This window comes from Pectobacterium parvum (assembly GCF_020971565.1).
GTDB lineage: Bacteria > Pseudomonadota > Gammaproteobacteria > Enterobacterales > Enterobacteriaceae > Pectobacterium > Pectobacterium polare.
Window position 1 is genome coordinate 566,553 of sequence record NZ_CP087392.1, and the last position, 15,381, is coordinate 581,933.

Annotated in this window: 15 protein-coding genes and 1 pseudogene; 13 read left to right on the forward strand and 3 right to left on the reverse strand. The window is 41.4% G+C overall.

Annotation, left to right across the window (positions count from 1 at the left end; genetic code table 11):
• Positions 1 to 177 precede the first annotated feature (177 nt).
• The 6 genes from LOZ86_RS02515 to LOZ86_RS02540 are packed head-to-tail and all read left to right on the forward strand — an operon-like array spanning position 178 to position 5,349.
• Positions 178 to 1,047, forward strand: a complete 870-nt coding sequence (locus tag LOZ86_RS02515) for a thymidylate synthase (RefSeq protein WP_207783085.1) — start codon at positions 178 to 180, stop codon at positions 1,045 to 1,047.
• A complete protein-coding gene (locus LOZ86_RS02520; protein ID WP_111778517.1) occupies positions 1,037 to 1,594 on the forward strand; it encodes an inosine/xanthosine triphosphatase in 558 nt (185 codons plus the stop codon). Before LOZ86_RS02515 ends, LOZ86_RS02520 begins: the two co-directional genes overlap by 11 nt.
• Positions 1,587 to 2,261, forward strand: coding sequence for an HAD family hydrolase (locus tag LOZ86_RS02525; RefSeq protein WP_052012091.1), 675 nt, complete (start codon positions 1,587 to 1,589; stop codon positions 2,259 to 2,261). The genes LOZ86_RS02520 and LOZ86_RS02525 overlap by 8 nt, the downstream gene beginning before the upstream one ends.
• On the forward strand, positions 2,254 to 3,543 hold the full coding sequence (locus LOZ86_RS02530; RefSeq protein WP_052012092.1) for an amidohydrolase family protein: 1,290 nt from the start codon (positions 2,254 to 2,256) through the stop codon (positions 3,541 to 3,543). Before LOZ86_RS02525 ends, LOZ86_RS02530 begins: the two co-directional genes overlap by 8 nt.
• The gene (gene purN / locus LOZ86_RS02535) at positions 3,540 to 4,169 is read left to right on the forward strand and encodes a phosphoribosylglycinamide formyltransferase (protein ID WP_039486746.1); all 630 of its coding nucleotides are present in this window, start codon (positions 3,540 to 3,542) and stop codon (positions 4,167 to 4,169) included. Before LOZ86_RS02530 ends, purN begins: the two co-directional genes overlap by 4 nt.
• On the forward strand, positions 4,150 to 5,349 hold the full coding sequence (locus LOZ86_RS02540; RefSeq protein ID WP_207783084.1) for an MFS transporter: 1,200 nt from the start codon (positions 4,150 to 4,152) through the stop codon (positions 5,347 to 5,349). The genes purN and LOZ86_RS02540 overlap by 20 nt, the downstream gene beginning before the upstream one ends.
• A gap of 275 nt (positions 5,350 to 5,624) precedes the next feature.
• Here the strand turns inward: LOZ86_RS02540 and LOZ86_RS02545 are convergent.
• Positions 5,625 to 6,953: pseudogene (locus LOZ86_RS02545) on the reverse strand (IS4 family transposase).
• Between the two features lie 661 nt (positions 6,954 to 7,614).
• On the opposite strand from LOZ86_RS02545, the gene LOZ86_RS02550 reads away from it, so the two are divergent.
• The 4 genes from LOZ86_RS02550 to LOZ86_RS02565 all read left to right on the forward strand — a co-directional run bounded on the left by LOZ86_RS02550 (position 7,615) and on the right by LOZ86_RS02565 (position 11,849).
• Positions 7,615 to 8,760 carry an HlyD/EmrA/EmrK family protein gene (locus LOZ86_RS02550; protein ID WP_039512687.1) on the forward strand — a complete coding sequence of 382 codons (1,146 nt, stop codon included), beginning with the start codon at positions 7,615 to 7,617 and terminating at the stop codon, positions 8,758 to 8,760.
• The gene (locus LOZ86_RS02555; RefSeq protein WP_052012095.1) at positions 8,753 to 10,294 is read left to right on the forward strand and encodes an MFS transporter; all 1,542 of its coding nucleotides are present in this window, start codon (positions 8,753 to 8,755) and stop codon (positions 10,292 to 10,294) included. Before LOZ86_RS02550 ends, LOZ86_RS02555 begins: the two co-directional genes overlap by 8 nt.
• Positions 10,295 to 10,334: 40 nt before the next feature.
• A protein-coding gene (locus LOZ86_RS02560) for an IS3-like element ISEca11 family transposase (protein ID WP_103164902.1) occupies positions 10,335 to 11,443 on the forward strand; the annotation gives its coding sequence in 2 pieces (ribosomal slippage) (positions 10,335 to 10,587 and positions 10,587 to 11,443; 1,110 coding nt in all).
• A 73-nt stretch (positions 11,444 to 11,516) separates the two neighbouring features.
• The gene (locus LOZ86_RS02565; RefSeq protein ID WP_039484787.1) at positions 11,517 to 11,849 is read left to right on the forward strand and encodes a DoxX family protein; all 333 of its coding nucleotides are present in this window, start codon (positions 11,517 to 11,519) and stop codon (positions 11,847 to 11,849) included.
• Positions 11,850 to 11,924: 75 nt separating this feature from the next.
• On the opposite strand, the gene LOZ86_RS21455 is transcribed toward LOZ86_RS02565, so the two are convergent.
• A complete protein-coding gene (locus LOZ86_RS21455; RefSeq protein ID WP_039484783.1) occupies positions 11,925 to 12,335 on the reverse strand; it encodes a pirin-like C-terminal cupin domain-containing protein in 411 nt (136 codons plus the stop codon).
• Positions 12,236 to 12,709: a pirin family protein gene (locus LOZ86_RS02570; RefSeq protein WP_165708366.1), complete on the reverse strand. Its 474-nt coding sequence runs from the start codon at positions 12,707 to 12,709 to the stop codon at positions 12,236 to 12,238. Before LOZ86_RS02570 ends, LOZ86_RS21455 begins: the two co-directional genes overlap by 100 nt.
• 98 nt (positions 12,710 to 12,807) lie before the next feature.
• Between LOZ86_RS02570 and LOZ86_RS02575 the strand changes: the two genes are divergently transcribed.
• The 3 genes from LOZ86_RS02575 to LOZ86_RS02585 all read left to right on the forward strand — a co-directional run bounded on the left by LOZ86_RS02575 (position 12,808) and on the right by LOZ86_RS02585 (position 15,245).
• Entirely contained in the window at positions 12,808 to 13,734 is a 927-nt protein-coding gene (locus tag LOZ86_RS02575; RefSeq protein ID WP_039484780.1) for a LysR family transcriptional regulator, read from the forward strand.
• A 230-nt stretch (positions 13,735 to 13,964) separates the two neighbouring features.
• Positions 13,965 to 14,198 (forward strand): YdgH/BhsA/McbA family protein, encoded by a 234-nt coding sequence (locus LOZ86_RS02580; RefSeq protein WP_080728070.1) that lies wholly within the window; start codon positions 13,965 to 13,967, stop codon positions 14,196 to 14,198.
• 351 nt (positions 14,199 to 14,549) lie between these two features.
• Positions 14,550 to 15,245: a pirin family protein gene (locus LOZ86_RS02585; RefSeq protein WP_039484777.1), complete on the forward strand. Its 696-nt coding sequence runs from the start codon at positions 14,550 to 14,552 to the stop codon at positions 15,243 to 15,245.
• The last annotated feature ends 136 nt before the right edge of the window (positions 15,246 to 15,381 follow it).

Consider the following 15,381-nt stretch of genomic DNA (forward strand, 5'->3'; position numbering starts at 1 on the left):
CCTTCCTCTGTTTTTTGTTTTTTAACATTATTTCACCCTACAGTACTCGAGTTGCATTGCAGCGGTAGCTACAGTATTCCTCAAAAGCTTGTGTCAGTAGGCCGCTGGGGGTAAGAGAATCTATATATGTAACTTGACGTATGGCGGGTATTAAGCTTTATGATACAAGGAGAGAACATGAGCTTTGATATTGCAGAAACCCCCCCTTCAGAGATTCAGGATTTTGTGACCATCAGTGGATATTCCGTTGATGAGCTTGTAAAAAAAGGAATTTCTCACATTCAGGCTTCTGGAAAGCGAATTTCATCCAGAGCGGGTAATGCATTACAGTCCTATGGGGTAAATTATATACTTAAAGATCCACGTAACCGACTTCATCATCTTCGCGATGGAGCAATAAAGTATCTTTCTCGTGAGTTTTTGGCTTATTTTAGTGGGAGTCTTAAAGCTGAAGCAGGGCTTGCGAAAGCATCCAGATTTTGGATGACGCTTGTAGATGACGATGGGAATGTAAATTCTAATTATGGATACTATGTTTTTTATGAGGCGGTTGAGTCGTATGGTAATCAATATAATTGGGTGAAAGGCGTCCTCCTTAAAAATAGGGACTCCAGAAGAGCAATTATAAATATAAATCAAAATTACCATAAGTCTGACACAAAGGATTTCCCCTGTACGCTTGGAATGCAGTTTTATATAAAAAATAATAAATTGTTTTGTGAAACGATCTCCCGTAGTACAGATGTAATTACTGGTCTTCCATATGACATAGGTTTTTTCTCTTTTATTCATGAGTTGGTTTGGAAGGATTTGACTGAAAATGGAGTTAAAAATCTTGGCTTGGGATATACGATAATGAAAACTACGTTTACCCAAATATATGATAAGAATATTTCAAAGGCATATGAGGCTATAGAAAATGTTTCTGATGATATCTCAATGACGAGAATGCCTGCTATTGAGTCAGCAAGTGAAACGCTGTCAGATATTTTGACTGGTAATAAAAAGACTAACGTTATTAATTGGGTTCATACTCATGCAGAATGAAAATGTCACCATCATTTTGGGATCAAATAACGAAGCGAAAATATCATCTACACGGAATATATGCAGTAGTATTTTCTCGAACTTCACACTTAATCATCATATAGCATCCTCTGGTGTAAGTGAAACGCCTGAAACTGATGACGAAGCTATAAAAGGATGCTATATACGAATTGGTAATATTGAGAGTACTATCAATCATCATGTTGATTACATTATTGCTTTAGAGGGGCTAACGGGAAGAACGCCTTTTGGCAGTTTTGTTTATGGGTGGGCTGTTATTAAAGATACGGAAAAAAATAAGTATCACTATGGCTGTAGTGGAAAAGTCATGTTGCCTGAAGATGTCGCAGAAAAATTTTCAAAAGATACCCGATTATCAGACGTAGTTCTTAATTTATATCCACATATATCAAAAGTAGATATGGATCGGATTGGCACCAATGGTGTACTCACCAACGGGCTTTATACGCGAGTTCACGAATTTGAAACAGCGTTGAAATGTGCATTTGGCTCACTTGCTCTTGAGAAAGGTAAGATGGGTGATTAAATTAATTTTATTTGATATTGATGATACGCTCGTGGATCATCAAGCTGGTGCCTTTCAGGCCATGCAGAGAATATCTAGCCTAATGATTAAGCTGAATTATGCTGATGATCGGTATGACTTTAGTGAATTTATTCGTAGCTATGAGACAATGAGTCATACTCTTTGGTCACAGTTTGAGTTGGGTGAAGTTGATATTTCCACATTACTAGAAAAAAGATTTATCTATATATATGATTGGTTTGGTGTTAAAGGTTTTGACTTCGGTTTTATTGAAAAAGAATACTGGAACACATATATAGAAAATTGCTCACTGAAAAATGAATGGCTTCCTTTACTTCAACAGTTAAGCTCTACATTTCCTTTGGCGATATGTAGCAATGGGATGGAATTTGTTCAACGTAGAAAGCTTGTATATACTAATATTTTACCATTCTTTAGCCATTTTTATTTTGGAAACTATTACCCTGATTGTAAGCCAGATGAACGTTTTTTCAAAAAAATTCTTCTGGATTTTAATTTACAGCCAGAAAACGTCCTTATGATCGGAGATAGTCTTAATAACGATATTTCCCCCTGTAAAAATTTAGGGGTGAGAACACTACATTACACGGGTTCTGCTTCATTTCAATCGATTAGACAATCAATTATGGAGCTCATCAATGGATAAAAAATTCATCTTTAGAGATATAAGCTACCTTGATTCAGCTTCAATGAGGCTAGTTCAAGGAGATATTTCGATGATAGGTGGAGTGATCACTCACGTAGGTGAAAGGGAACAGGATGATGCTGAGGGAATAATTATACCATCGGAGCAACTCATCGTCTTTCCTGGGCTAGTTAATGCCCACCTTCATCCTAGCAAAGAGATTTACGGAAGTATCTTAGATTCGTCGCCTATTGATGTGGTGCTTGATTCTGTACATCGGAATAATACGCTGGAGGACTCTGAAGGCCAGTATGTTGCTTCGCTTAAATCGTTAATGATGGCTATGAAGAAAGGTATAACGACAGTTGGTATTTTTACAAGCCGAATTGAAAGCGATATACGTGCAGCACAACAGATGAAAAATCGATGTGTAATGAATTTTTGTCAGAGTAATCAGTGGGTGGGAAGTGGTAAAGGTCCAGAAAATAAAAGTTCTGAAATGATAGTTAATAAATATCTTCTTGCTGAAGAAAAATACCAATCTGAATTAATTACTGTTCTACCGGCTACAGCATCTGAACTTTCTGCCGATGATATTTTACTTAAAAAATTACATGAGCTGGCTCGCCACCATAAAAAAAAGTTTACTCTTCATATCCATGAGGGATCACATCAGGTTGATGCTCACCGAAACATGTTTGGTGTGAGCGGTGTGGAGCGTTTTGCGTCCTTGGGTATTCTTAATAAACATACCACGCTTATTCACTGCTGCCACCTATCCGATAGTGAGCTAGATCTTCTATTATCAGCACAATGTCACATTATCCATTGCCCTGTGAGTAATAGTTTTGTTGGAGCAGGCACTTTACCATTACGCCGACTCTCTCCTCATCTGGAGTTGGGGCTTGGTACAGATGCTGCAATGGTGAATCCTGGAAATGATCTGACTTTTGACGCACTTTTTGCCTTATACCATCATGGTGATGCTGATTTTGACACGAAAGTAGATGCTGGAAAAATTCTTCATATGATGACAGAGGGGGGGGCGAGGTCTCTCGGTCTAATGGATGTGGGTAGAATTACTCGTGGTTTTAAAGCAGACCTTATTTTCTTTGATAAGACATGTATCGATGGTGACTATATCAATACACCTATTTCGTTACTGAAAATGCTGCACTATGAGAACCCCTGTAAAGTAATCGTAAATGGCGAAACTCGTCTGAACAATTGTCAATTCATAGATCCTCTTTTAGAAGGTAACAACCCAAAATTTTCTGCCATTAGAAGGAAGATTATCATATGAAAAGCATCGCTTTTTTATTTTCAGGGCGAGGAAGTCTTTTAACCTCTGTACAAGGTGCTATCAACGATGCGCCTTCTCAGGCAAAGCTGGGCTTGGTTTTAACAAATAACCGAGATTTTTCCCCAGAAGGCAACCCTATCTTTGATAGCGTTGTGGTTACAAAAATAACTCACCATGATTATAAACATCGATATGACTTCGAAGAGAAAATTGCGGAAAAACTAATAGAAGCAGATGTTGATTTAATTATTTTGGGTGGTTTTCGCAGGATTTTCTCTCCCGAATTTGTCGGTCAGTTTGGCTATAAAACAATGAACACCCACCCATCACTTCTTCCTGCTTTCCCCGGCGATAAGGCACAACTTAAAGCATTGCAAGCAGGACTGAGAGTAACTGGGGCGACGCTGCATTTTATTAATGATGACGTTGACGCTGGCCCAATAGTTGATCAAGAGCCTGTTAGGATAACCAACGGGATGACCGAATCTCAGCTTCGAGAGGATATTATAGAAGCTGAAAAGAAAATGATATATAACGCCATCCGTGCTTTTTTGTCTGGGAAAATAAAAATCGTGAATGATAAAGTCATCTATGAAGGATATGCTGATGTACAAGATAAAAAATAATATTATTGCTGCGATCTGTGTTGCAAGTATACTATTTTTAGCTATTGTCAGTCTGGGGTTGTCGCTGGCAATCCTTCCTTTGTATGTTAACAAAGTACTTGAGTATTCTGCATTTTATGTTGGCCTTGTAGTTGCGGTCGAATCTGTGTCCACGTTGTTATCACGCGCACTCGCTGGTCGATATTCTGATAACCATGGCCCGAGGAAAGGGATGGTGGTAGGGTTATTATTAACGGTTTTTTCTGGTTTATTATGCTATTTATCATTTGCGTTTCTAGAACCAGGAAAGATGGTTTTTACTGTAATAATTATTTCTCGTATACTTATGGGGATAGGTGAAAGTCTTATTTTTACCTGTAGTGGAACTTGGCCAATTGGTTTGGTTGGAAGGGCGCATGCGGGTAAAATTATGTCTTGGGTTGGCATCGCAATGTTCCTTGGATTAGCTATTGGTAATTATTTCGGTATATGGTCTTATTATCACTCAGGTATTACTCTGTCCGCAATTATAATGACGCTGTTACCTGCGCTGGGGTTTATCGTCGTTTTGATCGTCAGGCCTGTAGCTGTTCATCCCAATAAGACACAAGCGACACTGTTATTTTCTGTTAAAAGAATATGGAAAGCCGGAGTCGGTTTTTCATTAGCTAATATTGGTTATGCTTCTATTACCACCTTTTTAGTCCTTTATTTTATACAAAATGGTTGGGGAGAAAATTCGGCTTTTGCGCTTGCTTTGTTTGGTGTGGGCTATGTCGTGTCGAGGCTGACTCTTGGTTGGAAGGCTGACAGTTCAGGGTTAAAAATGACACTGTTCTCACTGACAATTGAGGCTGCAGGCTTGTTATTGATCGGTTTATCATCCCATCCGTACGAGGCAATGTTGGGTTCTTTCCTCACAGGATTCGGTTTATCTATGGTATATCCGTTACTTGCTCTTCCTGCTTTAAAAAGTATGCCGGAAGAACATCTCGGTCTTGCCCTTAGTACCTATGAATCTTGTTTTGATATTGGCATTTTATTTTCTGGATTTGTCGGAGGCATCATCGTTTCTGTTTTTGGCTATCCGGCTATGTTTATCTTCTCATTTTGTTGTTGCCTGCTGGCGTTGTTCTCGTCGACGTTGGCGTACCGACAGGTGTCATTGCCTAGTTCTATTCACCAGGCTCAATCTTCTTAGCTGATGAACTCATTGGATGAGACGGGTAAGCAAAGCTCTGAGAGCATGCGATCCACTTCTTAGTCCGTATTGAGAATAAGAATTTATCGCAAAAAGCACTTTACAAGTGCGAATGATAATGATTATTATTGCTATGCGTTCTGGGGAACGATGTCATGCGCCTGTGTTAGTTATTGATGGTGTTCATGACGATCCGGCTTCCCTGTGAAGGCACGACATTGCTCACATTGCTTCCAGTATTATTTAGCCAGCTCGGGTGCTGTAATGCCAGTCAGTTAAGCAACTGACTGGCTGTTTTTCTTCGCTTTTCGATATTTATAAGGCCTTTCTTTCACCACTCTCGGGAAGGTTCTTTCTCTTCTTATCGGCAGCTTCACCATCTGTCCCATACTCTCCAGATCTCGCAGTAGTTCAGGGATACGACCCGGCGATGCACCCTGAAGCGTCATCAACATCCTCATGACCAGCCCGCAGGATTCTGAGAAGCTCAGCTGATTTGGCCAGTAACCTTTCAGTTGACTGGCCATTTTAATCATCTGATATCTCACGAGATTATACGCCAGCAGCACACCCCATAACTCCTGCTCCACAAGTTCCGGTTTTTTGCTTCTCAGTGTCAGTCTGCTCAGTTGCATTGTCTGTTTGATTTCACGGTAACCCAACTCGATTTCCCAACGGTGACTGTAAAGCTCAACCATTTCACCTCCCGGATAACGCATGCCATCAGTCATCGAAGTCAGTAACTGATAGATTTTTCCTTTACGGCTATAGGTCAGTAATCGGGCTGTCACTTCTGTACTCAGTCCCGGCCATTTTTTGCGGGATTGTGGCGTAGTTTTCAACTGTACCAGATGATCGCCTTTTCCCAGTTTCCGGGCCTCCTCGTAACGGGTACCTTTCTTAAGCGGTATCATCCAGTGTCGGTGTTCTCCCGCACGCTTCGCATTCAGCAACCCTAATGAGTAATACCCTTTATCGAGCAGCGTCAGCGTATTATCTGCGGTCTGGTCTATCAGTTGCTCAGCCAGTAAGGGTATATTCGCTGTCTTTCATCGTACCGAAGGCTGCTGCGGTTATCAGATGGCTGGTCAGCTCCATCTGACAGACCATTTTGACCTGCGGGTAGGGGTAGGTTGGCCGCAGTAAGTCTGGCGCGGGAAGGCGGTATCATTTTCAGGTGTTTCCTGTGTGCGCCAGACGACGCCATCCATCGCCAGTAACGTCAATCCACACCAGTGGGGATGCGCCACAGCGTTGTGCCACAAGTGAGCGGTGTGCGTGAACACCCGTCGAACGGCGTCACTTCCGAGCCGCTGTCGAGTATGGATAACCGCGCTGGGAGCAACAAAGGGACGGTTACCGGGCAGCATAATATCCAGCCGATTGACAATCTGATGAAGCGGCTCCTTACGTTCAAGCGCCATGCCGACAACGCACCAGACCATCATTTCGAGAGGAAGACGGCGTTTACGCAGGGTGACCACGCCGGACTCAGCAAGGCAACGGGCAATAAGTTCTGGGTCAAGAAAGTCGCCAAGAGAAGTCAAAGGATTACGGGTCGAATCGTAACGTGAAACGAGGTCGATGGCCTGAGAGATACGCATAAAAAATCCGGAAATGAAGAACACTTCCGGATTCTTACACAGCTATTGGATCGTTCAACTGATCCTTAACTGATCAGCATTAGCTCGGGTGCTGGCTTTTTTTTGCCTGTCGGAAATTAGCGTGAAAAGGTAGAAAACGGTAGTAAGAGCGTATAGGTAGCTAAATCTCACACCAGATTTAAGGCGAGATAAACCCTTTCAAGTCCCTCAAGATCCCCGCAACTTCCAATCTACGCCGATGGGTTTTATTTTCCCTGTGTTTTTTATCTGAATATTTTTCGCAGAGAGAATAATATTATTTTAGTTTAAGTTAGAATATTAATTAATAAAAAACTGGCTGTGTTGTAGCGCGACTGTGAAAAATAAAACTAATTTTTGTTGAGTTATTAATAATAAATATATTAGATAAATAATTTATTTTATTATGATAAGTTTCATGTTGTTGAAAACATAAAGTGTTAGCGCTTCATTGGGCTCTTGATTATTCCCTGTCGTGTGGATGTTAAGTATTTTTATTATATTATTCATCAGTGTGAATCTGCTGTTAAATTTAATTATTTACCATTGTTTCATATTTGAGACGTTTTGTCTTATATATGGATCTTGATAATAAATTTCACGAAGAATAATACCCTGCGAAGTTATTATCAGGATTAATTAAATGCAAGACGAAAGAAGCGACAATAAAAAGTCAGGAAAAAAAACGGCTTTATTCATTTTACCTGCGGCCCTCGCTATTTGCATGGTCACATTTTTTTTATGGACCTATGTGGGTAGTCATACAGCAACAACAGAGGATGCCTACGTGGAGGGTAATCTTGTCCAGGTTACTAGCCAGGTGGGAGGCACTATCACCGATATCAAAGCTGACAATACGGATTATGTTAAGCAGGGTGATGTAGTCGTTGCAATAAACCCAATTGACACCAAAGTTCAACTTGATAAAGCCAAAGCCCAGCTCGCCAGCACAGTACGAGCTGTCCGAAATCAGTTTGCCAATTTGCAGCAACTTGCCGCAGCTATCGAAGTGAAAAAAGCTGACTATAACAAGGCTACTGCGGATTATCGCCGTCGTTCAGGTCTAAGTAAAAGTATGGCTATTTCTGTCGAAGACATGAACCATGCTAGCGACGCTGTTAATGTGGCAAAAGCAGCAGTTAAAGTTGCAGAAAGCCAATATAATGCAGCACTGGTATACACATCCAATACCACACCAGATTCTCACCCTGATGTGCTGGCCGCCGAAGCTGTTTTTCGACAAGCTTGGTTCGACTGGCATAGAACGAATGTCATTGTACCCGTCAGTGGCGTTATTGCTCAGCGTAGTATTCAGGTTGGACAGCATATTTCATCTGGAAGTACCTTGATGTCAATTATCCCACTGGATTCAATCTGGGTTACGGCCAACTTCAAAGAAACACAACTCGGAAATATCAAAGTAGGTCAGAATGTCACGCTTACGTCTGATGTCTACGGAAGGGGCGTTCAATATAAAGGAAAAGTTCTGGGGATCGAGCCAGGCACTGGCAGTGCTTTTTCATTGCTGCCTGCCCAGAATGCTACAGGTAACTGGATTAAAGTTGTGCAACGCATTCCTGTCAGAATTGAGTTAGATAAAAACCTGTTAAGCCAATATCCTCTGCGCCCTGGTCTATCAATGAAAGTAAAAGTAGACACCAGCAGTATCGGGACTGGGGAAATTCGACCTTATAACGTAACGACTCAGAAATGGAAGACTGATGTATATAACAATGAAGATGTGGAAATTGATGGGTTAATTAAAAAAATTGTGAAAGAAAATGAATAATGAAAGTTGGTTTGTCACCCATCCAGTAAGGCAAAAAGTGCTGTTGGTTACTATATTTTTGCTGACAACCTTGGAGTTTCTCCAGGCTGGAATGATCGCATTTGCGGCTTCGCCAATCATGGGCGAAACCGGTACATCACCGGAAGAGTACAGCTTTATTACGGCCACCTATGCCTGTGTGGCGATTATGATGATCTCAAAACAACGATGGATCGTTGAAAGAACCGGATGGCGCCTCTATATATGGTCTTCACTGATTGTTTTTATCACTGGTGCCCTATTCTGTGCTGAGAGTAGTACATACCATGCTTTCATGACGGGACGAGTTATAATGGCAATAGGTGGAGCCTCTTTTATGACGGGGGCCAGAGTGCTTGTGAATTTATTACCTCCCAGCCCATTACGTTTTAGCGGTATTAAATACTTTGCAACTGGCTTAGCTGTTGGTACTGCTTTGTCACCCTGGCTTGCATCACTGTCAGTAAGCGAGGATACATGGGATGCCATATTTTACATACTGATTGCAGTCGCAATTTTAACATTTATTACATCGTCATTCTGTTTACCTGATTCGTCTCCACCAGACAAGATGAAAAGCGATACCCATCCATTCCTTTTGATGTGGTTAGCTGGTGGGACGTTCAGCATTTTGTGGGTTTTTCAACGGTCTAATTATAATTTCTTTAGTGATTCAATTATATTAATAACAATTCTTTGTACAGGATTTACAACACTTTTTTATTTTTTTAGAAGCATATCTAAATATAATGGAAAACCGCTTTTAATGGTCAGGTTACTTTTTAGTAATAAAAAATATATCGCTGGAGTTGGTGTTTTTGCACTCTGCTACCTAGTGTTGGGTGCTAACAATTATATCATTCCACAGATATTACAGGCTGGGCTCGGTTTCTCCTGGATAACGATTGGAAAATGGCATGCAATAGGATTGTCTTCAGCATTGATTGCCTGGTTTGTTATGAGTTGGCTAATGCCAAAGAGGCCTTCATCTAAAAAATTCTTTGTCATCGGATTTCTGGCGTTAGCTGTCTATGGATGGATGATGAGGGGATTAACACCGACAGCAAACCTTATTACGGATATCTTGCCGGCACTACTGTGCAATGGCATTTTCATCATGCTAGTTATGGCGACAACGGCTATGCATACTTTCAGAGAAGTGCAACATGATGAAACGGTTTTCTCACATGCACAGCAAGTTAAAAATATGATAGCTCAGTTCTTTATGGCTTTGGGTATAACCTTTGCCACCCTGATGATGCAGTGGAGAACGACAATTCATTATGCTGTTCTCAACACCGATATAAAGAAGGATAATCCACTCTATCAGGATGTCCTGTTTCGTATTACGAATTTATATCAACATCACCTTTCGCTCAGTAAATCACAATCAATTGCATTTTCATGGATAGCCCAAGCAGTAAAACAGCAGGCAACAATACTTGCCGGTATGGATTATTTTACAATCATTACGGTTACGGGTGTAGTCCCCCCTAAATTTAGTCTTACCGCTTAATGGAGTTCTCTGGTTAAAATACAACCAATGGAGGCTCATCATGAAGAAAGCGCGTTTCACTGAGACTCAGATCCTGCGGGTTTTGAAAGAAGTTGAAGGTGGTCGGCATGTGAAGGATGTGTGCCGTGAAAACGGTGTGTCGGAAGCCAGCTATTACAACTGGAAATCTAAATACGGCGGCATGGAGTCCTCTGATATCAAACGGATGAAAGAGTTGGAAGAGGAAAATCGCCGGTTAAAGCAAATGTACGCATCCCTGAGCTTAGATCATGAAATTCTTAAGGATGTTGTTTCAAAAAAACTTTAACGGTGCCTGAGAAGCGTGAACTGGTGCATTATGTTATGACGGAACATCAGGCCAGCGAACGACGCGGGTGCCGGATTATCGGTATCAGTCGAAGTCTGTTGCATTATTGCCCGAATACGGCGCGGGATCTGCCTGTAGTCGAGGCGCTACAAAAACTGGCGCATCAGTATCCGGCCTATGGTTTTGGACTTATGTTCAATAAGTTACGACAGGCAGGGTTACTGTGGAATGCAAAGCGGGTTTACCGGATCTATCGATTGTTGAAACTCAACTTTCGGCGCAAAGGGAAAAAACGTTTACCTAACAGGCATCCACAGCCGTTAGTTATACCGCATAAAATGAACCACTGTTGGTCAGTTGATTTTATGAGTGATGCCTTGAGCGACGGGCGGCGATTCAGGTTATTTAACGTCGTTGATGACTTTAATCGGGAAGCGCTGGCCATCGATGTTGATTTGAATATACCGGCTCATCGTGTTGTGCGAATTCTGGAACGATTAAGCGCAGAACGAGGCTACCCGGCTTTTATACGAAGTGATAATGGGCCAGAGCTCACCGCCGCAGTCTTAGCCGAATGGGCAGAACGCCACGGTGTGAAACTCGATTTTATTCAGCCCGGAAAGCCGATGCAGAACGGATTTATCGAGCGATTTAACAAAACGCTACGAACAGAAATACTCGATATGTATCTGTTCAGAACCTTGTCTGAAGTGCGTGAACTCACAGAGGACTGGCGCACAGAATATAACGAAGAACGCCCGCATAGCTCACTGGGTGATATGCCACCTGTTATCTATGCGCGGCAAAAACTGGCCGGAGATCCTCATTGGCGGTGGTACTAAAAACCGGAGGGACTACACGGGCATCGCGGGAATGCTTATCATGATTAAGCAGAATATTATGAAGTAGGAAAAAATGATTATTTATAACCCTGAGATTGTGTCGAAATGGATCGTTATTCTTGTGTTTTTAGTCGGAGGTATCTTGAATACGATTGGAATTCAGTCTGTCAGAGATGAATTTTCCCGATGGGGATTAAGTTCATGGATTAGGATAGGAGTAGGGCTTTGTGAACTGGCCATCGCAATTTTATTAATTATGAATGTTTGGGGTTATCAAAACCTGATTTTTGCTGCATTAATTATTATTTTCGCGGTTCTTATTATCGCATATAATAAAGAGTATGCAAAAACATGCCTTCCTGCCGTTGTGTTGCTTGTTATTATGATATCTCTGTCATTACAATAATATAATGGTTTTTGTTATACCTATGTCTCCCTATTTTTTATAAAACAAAATAAATAAAAATTTTATATATCTTAATCACATATTTCCATTCCTGTATTTCTCAAGAGTGGAATTTATTTGTTCCTGGGAATTCATGGCTAAATAACCTAAGAGGATAGATTTTTCATTTACTTCTTTTGCTCTGAGAATAAGCACTTGTGCCCGTTTTTTTGTGTCAATTTTAAAATCACTCTTACTGGAGTGAGATAACGCGATGAAATATTTTTCACTCAGTCGATTCTTCTTTCCATAAAACTCAGTGACTATTTCCCCTGACAGAACGTAAATGAAAATTCGTTCGTTACTCTCGATGCCGAATTTTTTTATTTCTGTTAATGTGAAAATGTCTAGTCTGAATTCACCGAGGCCATTTTTTTGACCATCAATACATAATGTCTCATTGTTTCTTTTAGGATGGTATTGAAACTTTTCAGTCCTGTAAGACATTTTTTTAATGTTGAATGTGTGTTAAGCAAGATAGAAATTCCATGGACATAGCAATTTACAGAACTTACTCTCTCCTCATAAACAACGCCAGATCCTGAATTCATGCAAAATAATTCTCCTGGTGTTAACAACTGGGTGTCCTCACCGACACAGATAGACAGTGAACCCGTTGAATCTGGCAACAGTAAAGTAAGGCGGAGAACGCCAGCATGTGGTGAGGGCTGAAAAACTGGACCGGAAATGATAAATTCTTCGAATTTTATCAATGGATTAAGGTCGCATGCATCGTTCTTCAGGTCTATTAAGGCAGTCTCATAATGAGCGCTGTGGCGTTGGTTTTCAATATGAGTTATGGATACGATATCTTTTATCATAAAATAAGCCATGGGTAATTGTAGAATAATTATATATCCCAGCTTATTATTCTAAATAGTGTAAATTGAGATGCAGGGTATTATTTTTAGGACAGCATATGGATTTTAACGACCTTTATTTTTTTTACTTGATAGCTGAACATGGTGGCTTCACTGCTGCAGAAAGAGTTTCTGGGGTGACAAAATCCTTACTAAGCCGGCGCATTGCTAAACTTGAAGAAAGGACAAATGTCAGGCTAATTCAGAGAAACAGCCGTAGTTTCAGTCTAACCAGTGCAGGTAAGGTTCTGTTCGAGCATGCCGCGCAGATGGTTAAGGATGGCCAGTTAGCCTATGAATCTGTAAGCGAACTCATTGCCGAGCCAAGTGGAACCATCAAGGTAAGTTGTCCTACTGTTCTGGCACAGTATAACCTTGCTCCTATATTACCTGGTTTTATGGCTAGGTATCCGAAAGTCAATGTTGTCATTGATGCAACAGACCGGCATGTACAGATTATCGAAGAAATGTTCGATTTTGCGCTAAGGGCTAAGGCTAGCCTGGATGACGAACCTGGATTAATTGCCAGAACATTGGCAACATCGAGGCTTATTCTTGTCGCCAGTCCTAGTTTTTTAAATCATTATACTCTTCCTGAGTCACCTGATGATTTAGGAATGATGCCCACTATCAGTTCTGTACTGGATCGTTACGAAGGTGAGCAAAAATGGAAACTCGTTAATACAGAAGGTACGGCTGTCATTATTAAACATCGGCCCGTACTTTATTGCTTAAATCCAAGAGTTCAGCTTGAAGCCGTCCTTCATGGCATTGGTGTAGGTCTAATCCCCGAATCGATAGCATTTCCTTCTGTTCGTGAAGGTAATCTCGTACAGATTCTAAAGGAATGGACTATATTTGACCATATCATTCATGCAGTATATCCCAGCAGAAAGCATATGAATCCTGCTGTACGTGCATTTCTAGAATACCTTCTGACTCACCTGCCAACTAATATGAAAAACGCACATTATGGTTCATCCTAAATTTGAGATGTAGCCTTCTATTTGTGATTATTGATCTCATGCGTTAGCTATTATAAATTTTATTCCGTAACGTAGTGTTATGAAGGAAAAGTTACTTTCTCGTTTGGTATTATTGATTGCCGGCGCCAGAGCCGGATTTTTTTAATTCAAAGTGTATTTATACTGTTTTAAAGTAAGGAATAATTATGTTGAGATCTTTGGCTTTAGTTGGCTTGACGTTTGTTTAATCTATGTCTTTTGCTGCAGAGTTAGTGACACATGAAGAAGTAGCAAAACTAAATCTTGTGAAAATTGAGACTATTTCAGTTGGCTCACGAGTCGGTGAGGATATAAAATCGCCAAGTGATGTCCGCAATAATGTTTTTTCTGAGAAAGCGGATGCCAAGGGTGGGAGTTATTACGAAGTTGTGTCCGTTCGTGAGCAAGGTCAAACACTAGTGGCAACAGCGATTGTTTATAAGTAAAATATAAATTAATGGCTGAGGGCCATATTTATATTTTTAAATCCCTCTACCTACCCTCAGGTACTATCTCATTTTTAATTAATATCTCTCTGTATTTAAATTTAATATTTTTTAGATTCTGTGGCTTTGTTGAATAAATCGAACTTTTGGTCAGCACGTTGAACCAAGCACACTGCATTCCTGACGATACTCTGGTATCCCGTGGCAAAGAAAAAATTCAAAATTACCAGTTGAGCAACCTGCATACGCCATCCTGTTCTGATTTTTCGAACAGAGCGGTGAGTTTTTTGCGCTATCTTATTTATCGCCGCCCGTTACACTTTCCTTATCAAAAACGCGGGAGGAAATAACATGATCTATTTACGTCAAGCGCGAGATCGCGGACATGCGAATCACGGCTGGCTCGACAGCTGGCACACGTTCTCATTCGCCGATTATTACGATCCTGATTTCATGGGATTTTCGGCACTGCGCGTCATTAATGAAGACTATATCGAAGGCGGTCAGGGCTTTGGCACACACCCGCATAAAGATATGGAAATTCTGACCTATGTATTGTCTGGTGCGGTTGAACATCAGGACAGCATGGGAAATAAAGAGCAGGTTCCAGCGGGCGAATTCCAGATTATGAGTGCGGGCACGGGCATTCGTCACTCTGAATACAATGCCAGCAAAGACGAACAGCTGCACCTGTATCAAATCTGGATTCTGCCGGAAAAAACCGGGCTGACGCCGCGCTACGAGCAGAAGCGCTTTGATGTGCAGCAAGGGCGTCAGCTGGTGCTATCCCCGGATGCGCGTGAAGGCTCGCTGAAAGTCTTTCAGGACATGACGCTGTGGCGCTGGGCGCTGAAAGCGCAGGAGCAATCGGTGTACCAGATTCAGGCTGACCGCCGCGTCTGGGTTCAGGTGGTGCGCGGTACGGTAGAGATTAACGGTCAGAAAGCAGAAGCCAGCGATGCATTCGCGGTCTGGGACGAAACGGCGATCTCCGTACACGCCAGTGAGGACAGCGAAATCCTGCTGTTTGATCTGCCGCCAGTATAACGGCGAGTGAGAAAAGTGAAGAAGCCCGCGTAGGAAAGGACGCGGGTTTTTTATTTGTTACAGCCTGACGCCATCATTCAGATTCTACCCCTTTGCCTTTACTTTCTTTATGCTTTTTTTGGTAGACTTAGACTAC

Excerpts from the sequence above, each read along its gene's own strand:
- LOZ86_RS02515 (WP_207783085.1), top strand. The coding sequence starts at position 178 with ATGAGCTTTGATATTGCAGAAACCCCCCCTTCAGAGATTCAGGATTTT.
- LOZ86_RS02585 (WP_039484777.1), top strand. The coding sequence starts at position 14,550 with ATGATCTATTTACGTCAAGCGCGAGATCGCGGACATGCGAATCACGGC.
- LOZ86_RS02580 (WP_080728070.1), top strand. The coding sequence starts at position 13,965 with ATGTCTTTTGCTGCAGAGTTAGTGACACATGAAGAAGTAGCAAAACTA.
- LOZ86_RS02540 (WP_207783084.1), top strand. The coding sequence starts at position 4,150 with ATGTACAAGATAAAAAATAATATTATTGCTGCGATCTGTGTTGCAAGT.
- purN (WP_039486746.1), top strand. The coding sequence starts at position 3,540 with ATGAAAAGCATCGCTTTTTTATTTTCAGGGCGAGGAAGTCTTTTAACC.
- LOZ86_RS02565 (WP_039484787.1), top strand. The coding sequence starts at position 11,517 with ATGATTATTTATAACCCTGAGATTGTGTCGAAATGGATCGTTATTCTT.
- LOZ86_RS02520 (WP_111778517.1), top strand. The coding sequence starts at position 1,037 with ATGCAGAATGAAAATGTCACCATCATTTTGGGATCAAATAACGAAGCG.
- LOZ86_RS02530 (WP_052012092.1), top strand. The coding sequence starts at position 2,254 with ATGGATAAAAAATTCATCTTTAGAGATATAAGCTACCTTGATTCAGCT.
- LOZ86_RS02570 (WP_165708366.1), bottom strand. The coding sequence starts at position 12,709 with ATGATAAAAGATATCGTATCCATAACTCATATTGAAAACCAACGCCAC.
- LOZ86_RS02555 (WP_052012095.1), top strand. The coding sequence starts at position 8,753 with ATGAATAATGAAAGTTGGTTTGTCACCCATCCAGTAAGGCAAAAAGTG.
- LOZ86_RS21455 (WP_039484783.1), bottom strand. The coding sequence starts at position 12,335 with ATGTCTTACAGGACTGAAAAGTTTCAATACCATCCTAAAAGAAACAAT.
- LOZ86_RS02550 (WP_039512687.1), top strand. The coding sequence starts at position 7,615 with ATGCAAGACGAAAGAAGCGACAATAAAAAGTCAGGAAAAAAAACGGCT.
- LOZ86_RS02575 (WP_039484780.1), top strand. The coding sequence starts at position 12,808 with ATGGATTTTAACGACCTTTATTTTTTTTACTTGATAGCTGAACATGGT.